The 17,131-nt window shown below is 69.0% G+C and carries 17 protein-coding genes; 12 read left to right on the forward strand and 5 right to left on the reverse strand.

The annotated features are described in order from the left end of the window. Positions 1-6 precede the first annotated feature (6 nt). Positions 7-621, reverse strand: coding sequence for a hypothetical protein (locus tag DFR72_RS25125; RefSeq protein ID WP_090066916.1), 615 nt, complete (start codon positions 619-621; stop codon positions 7-9). 216 nt (positions 622-837) lie between these two features. Between DFR72_RS25125 and DFR72_RS25130 the strand changes: the two genes are divergently transcribed. Both DFR72_RS25130 and DFR72_RS25135 read left to right on the forward strand, forming a co-directional pair. After that, positions 838-1,017: a hypothetical protein gene (locus DFR72_RS25130; protein ID WP_090066917.1), complete on the forward strand. Its 180-nt coding sequence runs from the start codon at positions 838-840 to the stop codon at positions 1,015-1,017. A gap of 103 nt (positions 1,018-1,120) precedes the next feature. Further along, positions 1,121-2,305, forward strand: coding sequence for a helix-turn-helix domain-containing protein (locus tag DFR72_RS25135; RefSeq protein WP_090067096.1), 1,185 nt, complete (start codon positions 1,121-1,123; stop codon positions 2,303-2,305). Here the strand turns inward: DFR72_RS25135 and DFR72_RS25140 are convergent. Beyond that, positions 2,296-5,157 carry an AfsR/SARP family transcriptional regulator gene (locus tag DFR72_RS25140; protein WP_245983478.1) on the reverse strand — a complete coding sequence of 954 codons (2,862 nt, stop codon included), beginning with the start codon at positions 5,155-5,157 and terminating at the stop codon, positions 2,296-2,298. The two genes, DFR72_RS25135 and DFR72_RS25140, sit on opposite strands and share 10 nt — an antisense overlap. A 173-nt stretch (positions 5,158-5,330) precedes the next feature. Here DFR72_RS25140 and DFR72_RS25150 point away from each other — a divergent pair, with 173 nt between their 5' ends. Beyond that, a complete protein-coding gene (locus DFR72_RS25150) occupies positions 5,331-5,903 on the forward strand; it encodes a vWA domain-containing protein (RefSeq protein ID WP_090066919.1) in 573 nt (190 codons plus the stop codon). An 88-nt stretch (positions 5,904-5,991) separates the two neighbouring features. After that, positions 5,992-6,924, forward strand: a complete 933-nt coding sequence (locus DFR72_RS25155; protein WP_143086770.1) for a hypothetical protein — start codon at positions 5,992-5,994, stop codon at positions 6,922-6,924. Here DFR72_RS25155 and DFR72_RS25160 read toward each other — a convergent pair. Both DFR72_RS25160 and DFR72_RS46430 read right to left on the reverse strand, forming a co-directional pair. Continuing rightward, positions 6,919-7,320, reverse strand: a complete 402-nt coding sequence (locus DFR72_RS25160; RefSeq protein WP_090067097.1) for a PPOX class F420-dependent oxidoreductase — start codon at positions 7,318-7,320, stop codon at positions 6,919-6,921. The two genes, DFR72_RS25155 and DFR72_RS25160, sit on opposite strands and share 6 nt — an antisense overlap. Positions 7,321-7,353: 33 nt before the next feature. Beyond that, entirely contained in the window at positions 7,354-8,373 is a 1,020-nt protein-coding gene (locus DFR72_RS46430) for a hypothetical protein (RefSeq protein WP_177224572.1), read from the reverse strand. An 82-nt stretch (positions 8,374-8,455) separates the two neighbouring features. Here DFR72_RS46430 and DFR72_RS25170 point away from each other — a divergent pair, with 82 nt between their 5' ends. From DFR72_RS25170 to DFR72_RS25205, 8 genes are all read left to right on the forward strand, one after another. After that, complete coding sequence (locus DFR72_RS25170) at positions 8,456-8,956, forward strand: HAD domain-containing protein (protein ID WP_090066922.1); 501 nt, start codon at positions 8,456-8,458, stop codon at positions 8,954-8,956. An 89-nt stretch (positions 8,957-9,045) separates the two neighbouring features. Beyond that, complete coding sequence (locus DFR72_RS25175; RefSeq protein ID WP_245983481.1) at positions 9,046-10,167, forward strand: ABC transporter substrate-binding protein; 1,122 nt, start codon at positions 9,046-9,048, stop codon at positions 10,165-10,167. Between the two features lie 74 nt (positions 10,168-10,241). Next, positions 10,242-11,081: an ABC transporter permease gene (locus DFR72_RS25180; RefSeq protein WP_090066923.1), complete on the forward strand. Its 840-nt coding sequence runs from the start codon at positions 10,242-10,244 to the stop codon at positions 11,079-11,081. Beyond that, on the forward strand, positions 11,069-11,872 hold the full coding sequence (locus tag DFR72_RS25185) for an ABC transporter permease (protein ID WP_245983482.1): 804 nt from the start codon (positions 11,069-11,071) through the stop codon (positions 11,870-11,872). Before DFR72_RS25180 ends, DFR72_RS25185 begins: the two co-directional genes overlap by 13 nt. A 4-nt stretch (positions 11,873-11,876) precedes the next feature. Next, positions 11,877-12,908, forward strand: coding sequence for an ABC transporter ATP-binding protein (locus DFR72_RS25190; RefSeq protein WP_090066924.1), 1,032 nt, complete (start codon positions 11,877-11,879; stop codon positions 12,906-12,908). Then, positions 12,905-14,035: a low temperature requirement protein A gene (locus DFR72_RS25195; protein WP_090066925.1), complete on the forward strand. Its 1,131-nt coding sequence runs from the start codon at positions 12,905-12,907 to the stop codon at positions 14,033-14,035. The genes DFR72_RS25190 and DFR72_RS25195 overlap by 4 nt, the downstream gene beginning before the upstream one ends. 76 nt (positions 14,036-14,111) lie before the next feature. Then, on the forward strand, positions 14,112-14,507 hold the full coding sequence (locus DFR72_RS25200) for a VOC family protein (protein ID WP_090067100.1): 396 nt from the start codon (positions 14,112-14,114) through the stop codon (positions 14,505-14,507). Next, positions 14,508-15,668: an MFS transporter gene (locus tag DFR72_RS25205; protein ID WP_090066926.1), complete on the forward strand. Its 1,161-nt coding sequence runs from the start codon at positions 14,508-14,510 to the stop codon at positions 15,666-15,668. Between the two features lie 15 nt (positions 15,669-15,683). On the opposite strand, the gene DFR72_RS25210 is transcribed toward DFR72_RS25205, so the two are convergent. After that, a complete protein-coding gene (locus tag DFR72_RS25210; RefSeq protein ID WP_425459914.1) occupies positions 15,684-17,126 on the reverse strand; it encodes an LVIVD repeat-containing protein in 1,443 nt (480 codons plus the stop codon). Positions 17,127-17,131 lie beyond the last annotated feature (5 nt).

Below are 17,131 nucleotides of genomic sequence, written 5' to 3' on the forward strand. Positions count from 1 at the left end.
TTCGCGTTACGAGGCCAGCATGTCCTCGATCCGCTGGTGCAGCGTGGAGAGCAGGTCGGTGGTGCCGCCCAGGACGACGAAGTTCACGGTCTCGTCGCGGGCTTCCACCGCGTACACGGTGTCGCCCGCGCGTTCGACGCGGACGGCGATCGTGGTGTCGCCGAGGTGCAGGGTGCCGGAGAGGTCGCGGTGGGCGCCCGCGGCGGCGAACTGTTCGGCCAGGGTACGCAAGGGGCTCGTGGTGGGTGCCTCTTCGGTGGTGGGCGCCACCTCGGCCTCGGTCGCCACCTGAGCGACGGACACCCGTTCCCTGCCCGCGGTCTCAGCCGCCTCCACGCGGCTGACGAGCGTGTCGACCAGACCTTCGTCCGTGCGCAGGAACGATGACGGCGCGGGGGCGTCACCTGTCAGCACCGGCAGCACGTGCTCGTCGCCGTTCACCGCCAGTTCGTCCACACTGGACACGAACGGCACGAAGAAGCGCACTCGTGCCTCTGGCAGGTCGTTGCCTTCCAGCACGGTCAGGCCGCGTTGCCGGCACGCCTCGACCACCTCGCCGACCACGGCGCGCTGCTCTTCTGCGAACGACACGGCGATGTCGTAGGTCGCGGATTCGGTCACTCCAACCTCCTCGATGAGGCCGGCCGGCGGCCGGGTGCGCGCAGCATCCACGCAGGGTGTCGATCAGAAGTGGATGAGGAGTGGACGTGTTGACCACCTCGGTGGGCAACGGGAAACACCTGTTTTTGCGAATTCTGAAGATGAATCCTCGAAGTAGCCCGCAGAACGGCGGGCGAAATTCCGAAATCAATTGCGATTTCCTTCGGAGGATTCGTCATGTCCAAAATCGTGTCCACTTTCGTCGCCGGTGCCGCCACGCTGGTGACCGCTCTCGCGGTCGCCGCCGCTGTTTCCGGTGGCGGCACGGCGAACGCGGACGACACCCCGCCGCCGCCTCCCACCACCACGACCACCACGGAGAACCAGAACGGCGGCGGCAACCCGTGGCACGGATGACGTAGTCGCTAATGCGCCCTGGCCATTTTTTGTCATGGCCAGGGCGATTGCGTCGGACAGACCCTGGTGATGTACTCGGATGACGCCGGAACGGGAGGCAGTCGTGGCCGGAAGTTTTGGTGAGTTGCTGCGTGAACACCGCATCGCCGCGGGTCTGTCGATGGGGCAGCTGGCGAAGTCGATCCATTACAGCAAGGGCTATCTGAGCAAGATCGAGAACGATCTGAAACCACCGACGCCGACGGTGGCCCGTCTGTGCGACGGCGTGCTCGGCGTGGGCGGGCGGCTGATCGAGGCCGCGATGCACGGCACCCCGGCACTCGCCCGCCGTCAGGTGCTGGTGGCGGGCACGATGCTCGGCGCGGGCGTGCTCGCCGGCAGCGGGCTCCGGCCGGCCCCGGACGCACAGGTGGTCGCGGGGATGCGCACCTCGTTCGAGAACCTGCGCGCACTGGGTCTGCGCACCAGTCCGATGGTGCTCATCGAGCCGCTGAAAGCGTTGCAGCACACGGTGCACGGAATGGCGCGGGAGAACACGGGCTCGATCGGCACGGGGTTGCTGAAGCTCGCCGCGCGCCTCTCCGAGTACACCGGCTGGATGAGCCAGGAGGCAGGCGACGAACAGGCGGCGCTGTGGTGGACCAGGCAGGCCTCCGAACTGTCGCGCGCGGCGGGGGACGCGGACATCGCGAGCTACTCGTTCGTGCGGGAGGCGGGGATCGCGTTCTACCGGCAGGACGCCCGGAGCACGATCAACCTCGCCCAGCAGGCGCAGTGGATCGGCAACGCCGGCTCACGAGTCCTCGCGCTGGCCGCCCGACGTGAGGCGCAGGGCCACGCACTCGCCGGAGATCGCTACGCCGCCGAAAGCGCGTTCGACCGCGCCGTGCGACTGATGGACTTCGCGCAGCCCGACAGCCCGTACCCGGCGCTCGGCCCCAGCGCGCCCGATCCGCTGGAACTGGCCAGGGGATGGGCGTTGAGCGACCTCGGGCTCAACGCCGAGGCCGCCGTCGTGCTGGACCGGCAGTTGGCGCTGGTGCCCGTCACGTCGCGCCGCACCAGGGCCCGCTTCGGCACGCGCAAGGCCCTCGCCCAGGCGTTGTCCGGTGACGTCGACCAGAGCTGCCGCACGCTCACCGCCACGATCGACGACGCGGCGCACGTCGACTCGGCCACCGTCCGGACGGATCTGCGGCAGCTGGCCAGAACCCTGGGCAGGTGGCACAACCACGCGGCGGTGCGCGAGGTCTACCCCGACCTGAAACGGCTCCTGTCTCACCGCTGACCGCACGCACAGGTCATCGCCGCACGCTCGGCCCGCACCTCCTGCGCCTCCGGCTGGTCGAGCTCGGTGAACACGGCCTCGGCCGCGTTCCAGTGCGCCGCCGCGTCGGCATGCCTGCCCAGCGCGTGCATCGTCCGTGCCACACCGATTTCACCGTGGGACTGGTGCGTGCGGTTGCCCGTGCCGGTGGCCACGTCCAGCAACGCCAGGTAGAGGCGCAGCGCGCCGGCCAGGTCGCCTCCGTCGCGTGCCGTGGCGGCCCGGTCGCGGAAGAGCCTCGCGCGCAGGTCGGCGTCTGCGAGATCTGCCGCGGTGGCGGAGGCCAGTTCGTGGTGGTGCAGTGCTTCGCTCAGCCGGCCGGCGAGCCGGTGGGCGTCGGCGATGTTGGTCAACGCGTAGGCGGCCACGCAGTCGTCACCGAGCTCGACCGCGATCTCGTGCGCCTCCAGGTGGTCGGGGATGGCGTCCTCCAGCATCCCGAGGTGCTGCCGGTTCGCACCGCGGTTGTTCAACGCGTGCGCCAGCCCCTGCTGGTGTCCGATCTCCCGCAGGATCCGCACGGCCTCCCCGTGCTGCCGCAACGCGATGTCGTACCTGCGGTGCTGTTCGTTGAGATAGCCCAGCATGCTGAGCGCGTGGGCGCGGCCCCGGAGGTCCCCGCACTGCTCGTACTTCGTCAGTCCGGCTTCGAAGCACCGGACCGCCTCGTCGTGGGAGCCGAGTTGCATCGCGGACATGGCCAGCGCGCACAGCGTCGCCGCCTCGCCCGCCACGTCGCCGAGCCGGGACCACCTCTTCAGCGCCTGTTCGGCGAACTCGAACGCCTCGCTGTGCCTGCCGAGCCTGTCGTGGGCGGTGGACAGGCGCAGCAGCACGTGCGCCTGGCCGTGGTCGTCCTCCGGGCGAACGGAGTCGACGGCCTCGATCCAGTCCTCGAACCGGTTCGCCGTGTTGAAGTGCCGCCAGATCAGCGCTGCCAGCCGCCACGCGTGGTCCGGGCCTGAACGCCGGATGGCGGCCATCAGGTTGTCGCGCTCGGAGGTGATCCACGCCAGCGCCTCGTCCTCGCGGGTGAACCGCAGACCGAGCGGGCTCACGCGGTCCACCGGCGGCTGGACGGTGCGGTCGAACGGGTAGGCCGCGCTCACGGCGCTGCTCAGCGACACGAGGTAGAAGTCGAGCAAGCGCACCAGTGCGTCCGCGGGCGGGGGTTCGAGAGCGGCGAACTCCTTGATCGGGTCGAGCATCTGGTACCGGTCCGGCGCGACCTCCTCCAGCAGGCAGACCTCGTGCAGGTCGTCGAGCAGCTCGCGGGTGGCGGCGACGGTGAGCCCCGCCAGGGCCGCGGCGCCGACGAGGTCGACGTCCGGTCCGGGAAGGTGTCCGAAGAGCCGGAAGAGCTGCTGCTGCCGGTCGTCGAGTTGCCGGTAGGACGCCAGCACCGCGGCGTCTTCCCGCAACGGCCCTTCCTCGTCCATCAGGCCGAGCAGGTGGTCGAGCGACCACCGGTCGTGCCTGCGCAGCAACGCCGCCGCGACCGTGATCGACACCGGCAGGTACCCGCAGCGCTTCACCAGGCCCGCGATGTCCGCCGCCCTGCCGCGCACGCGGAACGGGTCGGTCAGCCGCCGGAACAGCGCGGACGCGTCGGCCGCGGGCATCGGGGCCAGCCGCACGTGTTCGCTGATGTCCGGCTCGCCCATCCTGCGGCTCGTGACGATGGCGAAGCAGTCGTGCGCTTCGGGCAGCAGCGGCCGGATCTGTTCGGGTGACGCCGCGTTGTCCAGCACCACCAGGGTTTTCGTGCCGTAGAGCTGGGTCTGGTAGAGCGATGCCTTGCGGCCCACCGTGTCCGGGATCTGCTCGGCCGGCACGCCCAGCTCGGTGAGCAGCTGGCTCAGCGCGTCCGAAACGGACATCGGCGCGACGTTCGGGGTGAACCCGTTGAGCCGCAACAGGAGCTGGCCGTCCGGGAAACGGGGGCGCAACCGGTGCGCCGCCTCGACGGCCAGGCCGGTCTTGCCGACGCCGAGCGCGCCGCTGATCCACACCGCACGTCGCTCGTCCGAGCCCGCCGCGGCCGCCTCGATCGTCTCCAGTTCGCTGGACCGACCGGTGAACCCGCCTGGGCGGGATGGCAGCGAGCTGACCGGCTCACCGTGTTCCGCCCGCGCCGCGAGCTTGCGCAGCGCCGACCCCGGTTCGTAGCCGGCTTCTGCGAGCGCCGCGCAGGCGTTCTTGTAGACCCGGATGGCGCCCACACCGTCAGCACCCGCGATCAGCGCGCGCATGAGGAGTTCGGCATACCTCTGGTTGGCGGGGTCTTTCGGCAGGGCGCGGCGCATGCGGTCGCGCGCGGAGCGGTGGTCACCTACGAGCAGTTCCAGTTCGGCTACGTCACCCAGTGCGTCGGCGAAGCTTTCTGCCGGTGAGATCACCGCAGCGCCGCCGACCCGGTCGATGTCGATGTCCTCCAAGAACCTCCCGCGCCACAGGTCGACTGCGGCACACAGCAGATCGACGGCCTGACGCTGGTCGTTGTTCCGCAAGGCTTGTGCGGCTTCCGCACGCAACCGGTCGAAGCGCACGGTGTCGATCTGGTTCTCGTCGACGCGCAGCACGTAGCCGGTCGGTGTCGTGTCGATCGCGGCGTCGGTGTGTTCGAACGCCTTGCGCAGTTTGTTGATGTAACCGCGGACCAGCGTTCTGCGTTCGGGGTTGTCGGGCCACACGGTCTCTGTGAGCCGTTCGGGTGACACGGGCTTGTTCGCGTGCAGCAGGAGGACGACGAGGATGAAGCGTTGTTGCTGGTCTCCCAGGGGCACGGAAGTGTTGCCGTGCCAACATTCCAACGGACCCAGCATACGAAATTCCACGCCGTCCTCCCGGTGCACGAGCTGCCATCTGGGTGGAATGTCGCGCAAAGCCCCGTTGGCGTGTCAGCGAATCAGCTTTTTGTCCACGTTTGATCAACGCGATCCGGTAACGGTGTTTGCACCACGCATCGTGTTGAGGGGGAAGTCCGATGGTTCTCGATGTGTTGCCGTGCTATCTCGTGTGCGACGTGTCGTTCTCGATGAGCGACCACATCGACGAGGTGAACGCCGGGATGCGCGAGTTCCGCGGGGTGGTGCACGCGGATCGGCACGCCACGGCCCAGATCCGGCTCTGCGTGGTCGTCTTCGCGGACAGCCCGCTGGTCGTGCGGCCGTTGCTGCCCGCACTCGACCCCGCCGAGGAGATCATGCCGCGCGAGGAGCCGGGTTCTGACTTCGGTGCCGCGTTCACCCTCGTGCGCACCATCGTCGAGCGCGACGTGCACCGCCTCAAGACACAGCGGGTCCAGGTGCGCAGACCGCTGCTGTTCTTCGTCTCCGACGGCAGGGCGACCGATCCGGCGTGGCCCGCGGCACTCGCGAGGCTCACCGCCACCACGCTGTGCCCGGAGATGGTCGCGTTCGGGCTCGGGGCGGTCGACCAGCAGGCGCTCGGCCGCATCGGCAGCTCGCGCGTCTTCCTCGGCTGCGACGGTGTGCGCCTGGGCATCGCGCTGGCCTCTTCGGTGGCACGGACCGTCCTGCGACCGGAGCACGTCTGACCGATCCACGGCGTGTCCACTTCTCGTCCACACGCCCGCCGCAACCTGACTCCGCCGCACGTGAGCGAGCAAGGGGAGGAGAGCGGAGATGTTGAGGAACCTGGTCCGTGAGCTGAAGACCCTCCGTAAAGGACGAGGCGTGCACGCCGGACGGATCGTGGACAAGATCGGCCCGTCGCTGGCCGCCGCCTGCGGGATCACCAGCGCGGACGGCTCGGTCGCCGCGAAGCAGAAGCTCGTCACGAGGCTGACCGAGCTGATCGAGCAGCTCCCCGACGACCTGCAGCTCGCCGCGCGGGCGGCGTTCGGGCTGATCGCCGACGTCCGGCAGCCGCTCTACCAGGAGCGCGTCACCTGGGTGGCCGCGCGGATCGACCGCGACTCCCGCACGGTGCGCCGTCGTGTGGACGAGGCCGTGGAGCAGTTGGCCGAACTGGCGGCCACGACGTCTCCGCGTGCCGACGGCGGCTGGCACACCTCGGAGCTCAGCGTCGCCGTGGTGCTGGACCAGGGGCAGCCGGAGGTGCTGGAGCGCTACCAGGTCGTGGTGGACCAGGACGGCGTCGAGTCGCTGGACTTCGCCTCGGTCTTCCCGGTCCGGCGGCGCGACGTCGACGTGCACCTGCTCTACGGAGGCACGCTGCGGGAGCGCGGTGACGGCGGGCGTCCCGGCTTCACGCTGGTTCCGGCCGAACCGCTGGTGCGCGGCGAGATCCACGACTTCGCGATCCGCTACCGGATGTCGCACCGCGACGCCATGCACCCGTGCGTGCTGCACGTGCCTGAACGGCCGTGCGACCTGTTCGACCTGCGCGTGCGGTTCGAGCACGACCGCAAGCGACTCGTGCGGGCGTTCGACGGCGTGCTGGTGCAACGGTCCGATGCCGAGCCGGCCGGGTCGCAGCGGACGGTGGACCGGGCGGGGGAGATCCACCTGCGGTTCCGGCGGCTGCTGCCCGGACTGCTCTACGGCGCGCGGTGGGGCAGCGCGGCGGTGTGCTCGGCGCGCAGGGCCTCATGACCGGCGGGGCTCGTACCAGGTCTCGCCCACCGGTTCGCCCGCCATGTTCCACGCCCAGACGCGGGTCGGGGTGATCCGGCTGTAGACGCCGGGGCCGACGACGCCGGTGCGTTCGGCCGGGTCGTCGGCGATGCCGTAGATCCGGATGGCTCTCGCGACGAACGGGCTGAACGAGACCAGGTCGTCGACCACGAGCGACACCTGGCGGCGGCCGGCGGTGATGTTGCGGAACTTGCGGGTGTTCCTGACCTGGTCACCCGCACCGCCGACCCAGATGTGCGTGCCGTCGCACTCGAACGCCAGCGGCACCACGTCGGGCTGGCCGTCCTCGTTGACGGTCGCGAGGCGGGCCAGGGGCTGTTCGCGCAGGTAGGCGATCTCCTCATCGGTGAACATGCCTCCCATACGAACAGAAACCCGCGTTTTCGACTACTTGGCGTCGCTGTTGAACGTGAAGAGGCACCAGCCGTCGGACTCCTTCTTCAGGAACCCGCCCGCCTTGGTCTCCGTGCCGTTCAGCGTGTACCAGAGCCGGGCCTGGCCGGAGTCCTCCGCCTTGGTCGTGACGACCTTGTCGTGCAGCCGCAGCTGCCCGCCCGCCGCGATGGCCTTCTCGGCCCACGTGTTGACGGCGCGCGCCGTCGAGCAGATGTAGAGACGAGCGGCCGCGATGTCCTTGGCGTTCACCGCCTTGGCGAAGGCCTGAACGCGGCCCGTCGGGCTGGTCGGGTCCGGGTCCGGCGGCGGCTCCTGGGTGGTGGCCACCGGCACGAAGCCCATCTCGCAGACGACGTACCTGTTGTCCTCCTGGAAGAGCGCCAGCACACCGCGCCGCTTCTCGGGCCCGCTGTCCGTCGGGTACTCGACGGACATGATCGCGACGGTCGCGTCCTTGTTCCCGTCGTTGTAGACCGGGTCGCTGGGCTTGATCTTGCGGACCTCGTCGACCTTGAAGACCGGCTTGGCGTCGCTCTTGCGCTTGGGGTCGAGCGGCTGGACGTCCCGGTAGAGGGTCTCCTCGGCGAGTGAGATGTCCTTGTTCTCGGCTTTGTTGCGCCCGTCCTTGCACGTCAGCACGTTCACGAACTGGTCGATGTCGCGCCGGTTGAGCGCGTCCTCGACGGCCTTCGCGGCGTTTTCCGGCGTGGACTGGTCCACCTGGGCGGAGCTGGTCGCCGGTCTCTGCTTCATCCAGCCCGGCCAGAGCAGGCCCGTGCCGAGGACGCCGGCCGTGCCGAGCAGCAGGGCCACCAGGCCGATCACGACGAAGACCACCGGGGACTTCTTCTTCGGCGGGCCGGGCGGCATCGGTGGCATGCCGGGGTGGGGCTGACCCCAGGGCTGTTGACCCCGCTGCTGCTGGTCCCACGGTTGCTGACCCTGCGGCTGCTGGTTCCACGGCTGCTGTGGTCCCTGCGGCGGTCCGGGCTGGTAGGGCGGCTGCGTCACGCCGGTCAGTCTGCCGGAGCCGGTGGCGCGGTGTGGTCTGAACGGCCGAACGTCCACCTGAGACGTGGGCTACCGTCGGGGCATGCCGCCTGACGCGAGACCGCTGATCGTGATCGACGTCGACGGTCCGCTCAACCCGTGGGCGGCGAACCCCAAGGCGGCCGGCTACCGGCTGTTCGAGATCAAGGTCGGCTGGCGCCGCAGGCTCCGCATCTGGCTCGACCCGGAGCACGGAACCCAGTTGAGACAGCTGGCGGAGGAGACCGGCGCCGAACTCGCGTGGGCCACGACGTGGCTGCACCGGGCGAACACCGAGATCGGACCGCGTCTGGGCCTTCCGCCGCTCAAGGTCATCGAGTTCCACGACGCGACCGGCTGGAAGTACCCCGCGGTCGCGCGGTACGCCTACGAAAGGCCCCTCGTCTGGTTCGACGACGACTTCGGGCTGCACGCCGAGCGCCGCGAGCAGTTCGTCCACAAGCGACGGCACCTGACCACCGCGCTGATCCACGTCGATCCCGGTACCGGGATCTCGGCGCAACACCTGGGTGAGGCACGGAAAGCATTCAGCGGCAACCCGTAGGCCGCCGAGAATTCACGGTTGGAGTCGAGAAGGTCTCAACCGGCGCGGCTGGCTTGACAACGAAAGCATCCCGAGCCAATCCTCCGCTGGTGCTGAAGCGAGGGAACGTCACGACGAAGTTGATCGGCGTCGGTGCGCTGGTGCTGGCGGTGGCCGCCTGTGGCGCCCCGCCCGCCAAGGAGACGCCGGCTGGTGCCGCCGGAACCGCGAAGTCGGCGAGTGAGCTCGGTGGCATGGACAAGCTGGTCGAGGCCGCCAAGAAGGAGGGCAAGCTCAACGTCATCGCGCTGCCTCCGGACTGGGCGAACTACGGCGAGATCATCAAGGCCTTCGAGGCCAAGTACGGCATCAAGGTCGACTCCGCGCAGCCGGACGCCTCGAGCCAGGAAGAGATCAACGCCGCCAAGCAGCTCAAGGGCAACGACCGCGCGCCCGACGTGTTCGACCTCGGTCTGAACGTGGCGCTGGCCAACAAGGACCTGTTCGCGCCCTACAAGGTCAGCACCTGGGACGACATCGCCGCGGAGCTCAAGGACGCGGACGGTGCGTACTACGGCGACTACGGCGGCTTCATGTCGATCGGCTACGACGCCGCGAAGGTGCCGGCGCCGACGAGCGTGAAGGACCTGCTCAAGCCCGAGTACAAGGGCAAGGTCGCGCTCAACGGCGACCCGACGCAGGCCGGTGCCGCGTTCTCCGGGGTCGTCATGGCGGCGCTGGGCAACGGTGGCTCCGCCGACGACATCGCGCCCGGTGTCGAGTTCTTCAAGCAGCTCAAGGCGGCCGGCAACTTCCAGCCGGTCGACCCGTCGCCCGCGACGATCGAGTCCGGTCAGACGCCCGTCGTCATCGACTGGGACTACACGAACGCCGCCCAGACCGACAAGCTCAAGGGCAAGCTCGACTGGAAGGTCGTCGTCCCGGCCGAGGCCCAGATCGGCGGCTACTACAACCAGGCCATCAGCAAGGACGCGCCGCACCCCGCGGCCGCTCGCCTGTGGCAGGAGTTCCTCTACTCCGACGAAGGCCAGAACCTCTACCTGAAGGGCATGTCCCGCCCGGTGCGCCTGGACAAGATGGGCGACAAGGCGGACGCGGCCGCGAAGGAGAAGCTGCCCAAGACCGACGGCAAGCAGGTGTTCCAGACGCAGGCCCAGGCCGACAAGGCCAAGGCCGTCCTGACCGCGACCTGGGCACAGGCCATCGGATGACCTCGGTCGCTCCTGTAGCGGCGGCAAAGCCCGGCGGTCCCACCCCCAGGGGTGGGGCCGCCGGTCGGCCATCTGTGGCCGCCTGGCTCGTCGCGGTGCCGTTCCTGGCCTTCGTCGGCACCTTCCTCGTCTACCCCACGGTGCTCGTGCTGTTCGGTGCCTTCCAGGACTCGAACGGCGCGTTCACGCTCGACAACCTCACGACGCTGTTCACGGGCGTCGTCTTCGACGCCTTCGTGCGCAGCATCGAACTCTCCGCGCTCACGGCGGTCATCGGCGCGATCTTCGGCGCGCTGCTCACGTGGGCGATCGCGGTCGGCAACCCCGACGGGATGCTGCGCCGGACCGTCGTCGCGGGCAGCGGTGTGCTCGCCCAGTTCGGTGGTGTGCCACTGGCGTTCGCGTTCCTCGCGACGGTCGGCTTCGAGGGCCTTGTCACGAAGTTCCTGCGTGACAACGTTGGCATCGACCTCTTCGCCGGCAGTGCGTGGCTGTTCGAGCTGCCCGGCCTGACGCTCGTCTACACGTTCTTCCAGATCCCGCTGATGGTGATCGTGTTCCTGCCCGCGCTCGACGGCCTGCGCCCGCAGTGGCGCGAGGCCAACGCGAGCCTCGGCGGCACGAGCTGGACGTACTGGCGCCACGTCGGCGGCCCGATCCTGACGCCGCCGTTCCTCGGCGCGCTGCTCCTGTTGTTCGCCAACGCCTTCAGCGCCTACGCCACGGCCGCGGCGCTCGTCTCGCAGGGCAGTCCGATCGTGCCGCTGCAGATCCGCGGGTTCCTCACCGGCGAGGTCGTGCTCGGCCAGGAGAACCTCGGCAAGGCGCTCGGCCTCGGCATGGTGATCGTGGTCAGCATCGCCATGGGCGTGAACGTGCTGCTGCAGAAGAGGGTGGCCAAGTGGGTTCGCTAGTGAAACAGCGCGTCCTGCGCACGATCATCCTGCTGGTCCTCGGCGTCTACTTCATCCTGCCGTTGATCGCGATGGCGGAGTTCTCCACGCGGGGCAAGGACGACACGCGCAGCCTCGAGTCGTGGACGTCCATCGTCGACGACGAAGGGCTGATGGAAGCCCTCGTGAACTCGCTGCTGTTGTCGGTGACGAGTGCGGTGCTCATGTTGGTGCTGCTCGTGCCGACCATGGCGTGGATCCGGCTCAGGCTTCCCCAGCTGCAGCGGCTCGTCGAGTTCCTTTGCCTGCTGCCGCTGGCGATTCCCGCCATCGTGCTCGTGGTCGGCATGGCGCCGCTCTACGCGTGGGTGAACTACTTCTTCGGCGACTCGCCGCTGACGCTGACGTTCGCGTACACGATCCTGGTGCTGCCGTTCGCCTACCGCGCGGTCGATGCCGGACTCGCCGCCATCGACCTGAAGACGCTGGCCGAAGCCGCGCGCAGCCTCGGCGCGTCGTGGTTCACGGTGCTGTGGAAGGTCGTCGTGCCGAACATCCGCGTCGCACTGATCGGTGCTTCGCTGCTGTCGGTGGCGTTGGTGCTCGGCGAGTTCACCATCGCGTCGCTGCTCAACTTCGACACGCTGCAGGTGCAGGTCAACCTGCTCGGCAAGCGCAACGCGGGTGTGTCCATCGCGGTGTCGTTGCTGTGCCTGATCTTCGCGTTCGTCCTCTTGTTCGCACTCTCATACGTCGGCCAGCGGCGCCGTCAGACCGTTGCCGAAGAAGAAATCTTGCAGGGGAGTAACTGAGACCATGAGCCACCTGCAACTCAAGGGACTGCGCAAGTCCTTCGGCGGCAACACCGCTTTGGACGGCCTCGACCTGGAACTGGCCGAGGGCGAGCTCGTGTCGCTGCTCGGCCCGTCGGGCTGCGGCAAGACGACGGCGCTGCGCATCGTGGCGGGCTTCGAGACGTCCGACTCCGGCACGGTCACCGTGGGCGGCAAGGACATCACGAAGGTGCCGGCCAACAAGCGGGACATGGGCATGGTCTTCCAGGCCTACAGCCTCTTCCCGAACATGACCGCGGCGCAGAACGTCGCGTTCGGCCTGAAGATGCGCAAGGCCGACGCCAAGAAGGCCGGCGAGCTGCTCGAACTGGTCGGTCTCGCCCACCTCGGTGGCCGGTACCCGCACCAGATGTCGGGCGGTCAGCAGCAGCGCATCGCACTGGCGCGTGCTCTTGCGATCCAGCCGCGCGTGCTGCTGCTGGACGAGCCGCTGTCCGCACTGGACGCCAAGGTCCGCGTGAACCTGCGCGACGAGATCCGTCGCATCCAGACGGAGCTCGGCATGACGACGCTGTTCGTCACGCACGACCAGGAGGAGGCGCTCGCCGTCTCCGACCGGGTCGGCGTGATGTCGCACGGCCGCCTGGAGCAGCTCGACACCCCGTCCGTCGTCTACCGCGAACCGAAGACGGCTTTCGTGGCGCAGTTCGTCGGTGTCACGAACTCGGTGGAGGCCAAGGCCGAGGGCCAGACCGTCGTGGTGAACGGCGTGACCGTGGCGGCGACGCACGACCAGCCGTCCGGCAGCGACGTCCGTGTCATCGTGCGTCCGGAGGACATCGGCATTTCCGCGCACGACGGCGACGCCAATGGCAAGATCGTGGGCGACGTGCTGACCCAGTCGTTCCTCGGGCCGGTCACGCGGATCTCGGTCAGGGTGGGGGAGCAGGTGCTGCGCATCGACCAGCCCTCCAACACCGCCGCCGCGTACCAGCCGGGCACGCGGGTCGCGCTCGACCTCAGCGAATCAAGGATCATGGTGGTACCGGGATGATCAAGAAGCTCCTCGCGCGCGACACGGCGGAGGCCCATCGGGTCGCGACGCCGCTGGAGCTGCTGTTCGACCTGAGCTTCGTGGTGGCGGTCGCCCAGGCCGCCGCCTCGTTGCACCACGCCGTCTCCGAGAACCACGCCGGGACCGGTCTGCTGGCGTTCTGCATGGCGTTCTTCGCGTTGTGGCTGCCCTGGCTGAACTTCACCTGGTTCTCCAGCGCGTTCGACAACGACGACACGCTGTACCGGATCATCACGATGGTCCAGATCGCCGGTGTCCTGGTGATCGCGGCCGGCATCCCCGCCGTCTTCGAGCACCAGGACTACCGGATCGTCGTCGGCGGCTACGTGGTCATCAGGCTCGCGATGGTCACGCACTGGCTGCGTGCCGCGCGGGACAACCCGGAGCACAAGGCGTGCGCGTACCGGTACGCGGGCGGCATCGCGGCCATGCAGGTGCTGTGGGTGCTGTGGCTCTTCGTGCCGCCGGGCCTCGCGCTCGCGTTCTGGGTGCTCGGCATGGTCACCGAGCTGCTGATCCCGGCCTGGGCCGAGCGGGCGAGCGCGACGACGTGGCACCCGCACCACATCGCGGAGCGGCACGGCCTGTTCACGCTGATCGTGCTCGGTGAGTCGATCCTGGCGGCCACGCTCGCGTTCCAGAAGGGCTTCGACAGCGGCGTCAACCTCATCTCGCTCGCCGCCGCCTCGCTCGTCATCGTGTTCTCGGTGTGGTGGATCTACTTCGAGGCGCCGTCGCACCTGCTCAACCTGAAGAAGGCGTTCCTCTGGGGGTACGCGCACCTGTTCATCCTCGGGTCGATCGCGGCACTGGGCGCCGGTCTGGCGGCTTCGGTCGACTACGACCTGCACATCTCGCACGCGCCGGGCACGACGGTCGCCGCGTTCACGACGGTGCCGCTGGCCGTGTTCTTCCTGTGCGTCTGGTACGTGCAGGACTGCCCCGGCCAGGACGGGCTGCGCAAGTACCTGCTGCCGATCGGGTCGGTGGCGGTGCTGGCGGCGACGTTCGGACCGGCGCCGATCCACGTGACCGCGGGGATCTCGCTGCTCCTGGCGGTCGCGACGCGGCTGGTGTCCGGGCAGCCGCAGCGCACCGAGGTGTAGTCCCGGACGCCCTGACAGCGCGGGGAGTTCGGCGGGTTCGCCTCGTTCTGACACCGGTGGTGCGATGATCGTCGCCATGACCGGTGTCCGTGAACTCCGCTTGGTCGTCACCGCTGACGACTACGACGAGGCCCTGCGTTTCTACCGAGACGTGCTGGGGCTTGAGCAACGGGCGGCGTTCACGTCCGACGGCGGCAGGGTCACGATCCTCGAAGCCGGCCGGGCCACGCTGGAGATCACCGATCCGCCGCACGCCGAGTTCATCGACGAGGTCGAGGTCGGCAGGCGCGTCGCGGGGCACGTCCGGGTGGCCTTCGAGGTGGACGACTCGGCCGCGGCCACCCGTGCCCTGGAAGCCGCCGGGGCCGAGGTGATCGCGGAACCGACCCGCACGCCGTGGAACTCGCTGAACGCCCGCCTCCAGGCGCCGGCCGGGTTGCAGCTGACGTTGTTCCAGGAGCTGGGCGACTAGATGACGATCTCCGCTGCCGGTTACCGCGACCTCGCGAACCGGGACGTGCTGGCGTGCGCCGTGGTGACGGTCGCCGCGAAGCTGCCGATGTCGATGACGCCGCTGATGATGGTGTTCCTGACGAGGGGACTGCCCGGCGGGTACGTGCTGGCCGCGTCGCTGGTCGCCGTCTACGTGCTGGGCGAGGTCCTCGGTGCCGCGCTGTTCGGGCTCTTCCTCGACCCGTCGCGGATGCGCGGGCAGCTGTCGGTCGGGCTGCTCGTCGGCGCGGGGGCGTTCACGACGCTGGCGCTGACGCAGAACGTGACGGTGCTGGCGATCGCGGCGTTCGTCGCGGGTGCCGGGCCGTCGACCACGCCCGGCGGGTTGCGCGCGATGCTGCTCGGCCTGGTGCCGGACGCGTTGGTGCCCAAGGCGATGGGCTTCGACGCCATGATCACGCAGGTGGTCTGGGCGGTGGCGCCCGCGCTGGTGACGGTGCTGGCGCTGAGCGTCGACCACCGGGCGCCCGTCGTCGTGTCCGTGTCGCTGGTCGTCGTGGCGGCGTGGCTGGTGTTCATCCTGCCGCGCGGGCACGTGACGTCGCGGTCCGGCACGGCGAAACCCCGTGTGGTGGCGTCGGCCTGGCCCATCTACCTCGTGAGCGCGGCGGCGCTGGCACAGCTGGCGGTCGCGGAGCTGGTGCTGCCGGCGTTGCTGGAGCACCGGGGGATCGGGATCGGCTGGATCGGGCCGCTGCTCATGGGTTTCGCGGCGTGCAGCGCGCTCGGCGCGGTGCTGTACGGGCTGCGGCCGTGGCCGGGAACGTTCCGCACCCAGGGTCTGGTGCTGCTCGTCGTCACGGCGACGTGCGTCGGCGCGCTGGCGTTGTTCCCGAACCTGCCGGGCATCGCGGGCGCGTTGCTCGCCGCCGGGCTGTTCCAGTCCGGTGTGCTGGTGACGCGCAGTCTCGCGTTGCGCGAACGGCTTCCCGTCGGCGCGCACGCCGCCGGGTTCTCGATGATGTACGCCGTGACGGGCGCGGGCTACGGGCTCACGGCCGTCGTCGCCGCGTGGGCGATGGACGTCGGCTCACCGGTGTGGGCGGTCTTCGGCGGCGTCGCGGTGACCCTGGTCCTGACAGCAGTCAGCGCGGCTGCCGAACGCCGGCAGCCGCGCTGATCTGGGTGGCAGCTCCTACCCGCGGTAGAAGTTGCCCTGGGTCTGCACGTTCAGCTCGTCCGTGCGGAACAGCTTCGCCACGAACGTGCGCGGGTCGCGCATGTCGATGACGTCGAAGCCGCGGCCCATCTCCGAGGAGTAGATGTAGCCGTTGTACCAGTAGGTCGACCAGGTGCCGCCGCCCAGGCCGTTCGGCATCGGGCCGCGCTCGAAGAAGCCGATCTCACGCGGCTTGGCCGAGTTCGTGAAGTCCCACACCGAGATGCCGCCCTGGTACCAGGACTGCACCATGATGTCCTTGCCGGGCACCGGGATCAGCGAACCGTTGTGCGCGACGCAGTTCTCCGTGTCACCCTGCATGCGCGGGATCTTGTAGTAGGACTTGAACTCCAGCTTGCGGTTCTTGCCCTTGCCCACGATGTCGTAGATGCCGTTGGCACCGCGCGTCGGGCCGATCTTCTCGTTGCACGTCGCGGCGCCACCGCCACCGAGCTCGTCGGTGAAGACGACCTTGGTGCCGCTGTTGTTGAAGGTCGCGGAGTGCCAGAACGCGAAGTTCTTGTCATCCTGCACGCGGTTGATCTCGACCAGGTTCTCCCGGTCGGAGATGTCCCAGAGGACGCCGTCACCCATGCAGGCGCCGGCCGCGAGGTCCAGCTGCGGGTAGACGGTGATGTCGTGGCAACCCGAGGTGGCCGAGGTGTAGCCGGTCTCGATGGTGCCGGTGCGACCGGCGTTGCCGCCGTCCGGGAAGAGGACCGGGGCCTTCAGCAGCGAGGCCGCGGCCGGGTTCTTCACCGGCACCTTGACGATGGAGATCTTGTCGTGCGGCGGCTGGCAGTCCGGGAACGTGGCGTTGGGCGAGTAGGAAGAGACGTAGAGGTACACGTCCTTCTTGTTCTTGCTCGGCACCATCGTGTGGGTGTGCGAACCGCAGGCGGTCTCGACGGCGGCGACGTAGCGCGGCGCGCTCTTGTTGCTGATGTCGAAGACCTTGATGCCCTCCCACGACTCCTTGATCGTCGCGGGCTGGGAGACGCTGGTGCACGAGTTGTCGCTGCGCGACGAGTCGGTCGACAGGAACAGGAGGTTCCCGTACACCGAGATGTCGTTCTGCGAGCCGGGGCACAGGACCTGGCTCTTGATCGTCGGCTTCTTCGGGTTGCGGATGTCGTAGATGACGAAGCCGTCGTAGTTGCCGACGAACGCGTAGTTGTCCTGGAACGCGATGTCGGTCTGCGTCGAGCTGAGCGGAGCCTGCTTGTCCAGGTGGGCGACCGGGACCATGTTGCGGCTGCGGCTGATCTCGTCGACGCCCGGAATGCCGTTGGCGCCCTCCGCCCGCGACTCGAGCTGAGCCTCGCTCAGTCCCTTGCCGTCCGCCGGCAGGTCGGGCTCGGCGTACGCGGGCGCGGTCACCGTCGACAGCGTCAGCGCGAGCGCCCCCAGAACCGCCAATGGCG

It is taken from the genome of Lentzea flaviverrucosa (assembly GCF_003350445.1).
Taxonomy (GTDB): domain Bacteria; phylum Actinomycetota; class Actinomycetes; order Mycobacteriales; family Pseudonocardiaceae; genus Lentzea; species Lentzea californiensis.

What these genes read in the sequence shown, in the direction of transcription:
- DFR72_RS25130 (WP_090066917.1), top strand. Translation starts at nt 838, where the DNA reads ATGTCCAAAATCGTGTCCACTTTCGTCGCCGGTGCCGCCACGCTGGTG.
- DFR72_RS25150 (WP_090066919.1), top strand. Translation starts at nt 5,331, where the DNA reads ATGGTTCTCGATGTGTTGCCGTGCTATCTCGTGTGCGACGTGTCGTTC.
- DFR72_RS25155 (WP_143086770.1), top strand. Translation starts at nt 5,992, where the DNA reads ATGTTGAGGAACCTGGTCCGTGAGCTGAAGACCCTCCGTAAAGGACGA.
- DFR72_RS25160 (WP_090067097.1), bottom strand. Translation starts at nt 7,320, where the DNA reads ATGTTCACCGATGAGGAGATCGCCTACCTGCGCGAACAGCCCCTGGCC.
- DFR72_RS25170 (WP_090066922.1), top strand. Translation starts at nt 8,456, where the DNA reads ATGCCGCCTGACGCGAGACCGCTGATCGTGATCGACGTCGACGGTCCG.
- DFR72_RS25190 (WP_090066924.1), top strand. Translation starts at nt 11,877, where the DNA reads ATGAGCCACCTGCAACTCAAGGGACTGCGCAAGTCCTTCGGCGGCAAC.
- DFR72_RS25195 (WP_090066925.1), top strand. Translation starts at nt 12,905, where the DNA reads ATGATCAAGAAGCTCCTCGCGCGCGACACGGCGGAGGCCCATCGGGTC.
- DFR72_RS25200 (WP_090067100.1), top strand. Translation starts at nt 14,112, where the DNA reads ATGACCGGTGTCCGTGAACTCCGCTTGGTCGTCACCGCTGACGACTAC.
- DFR72_RS25205 (WP_090066926.1), top strand. Translation starts at nt 14,508, where the DNA reads ATGACGATCTCCGCTGCCGGTTACCGCGACCTCGCGAACCGGGACGTG.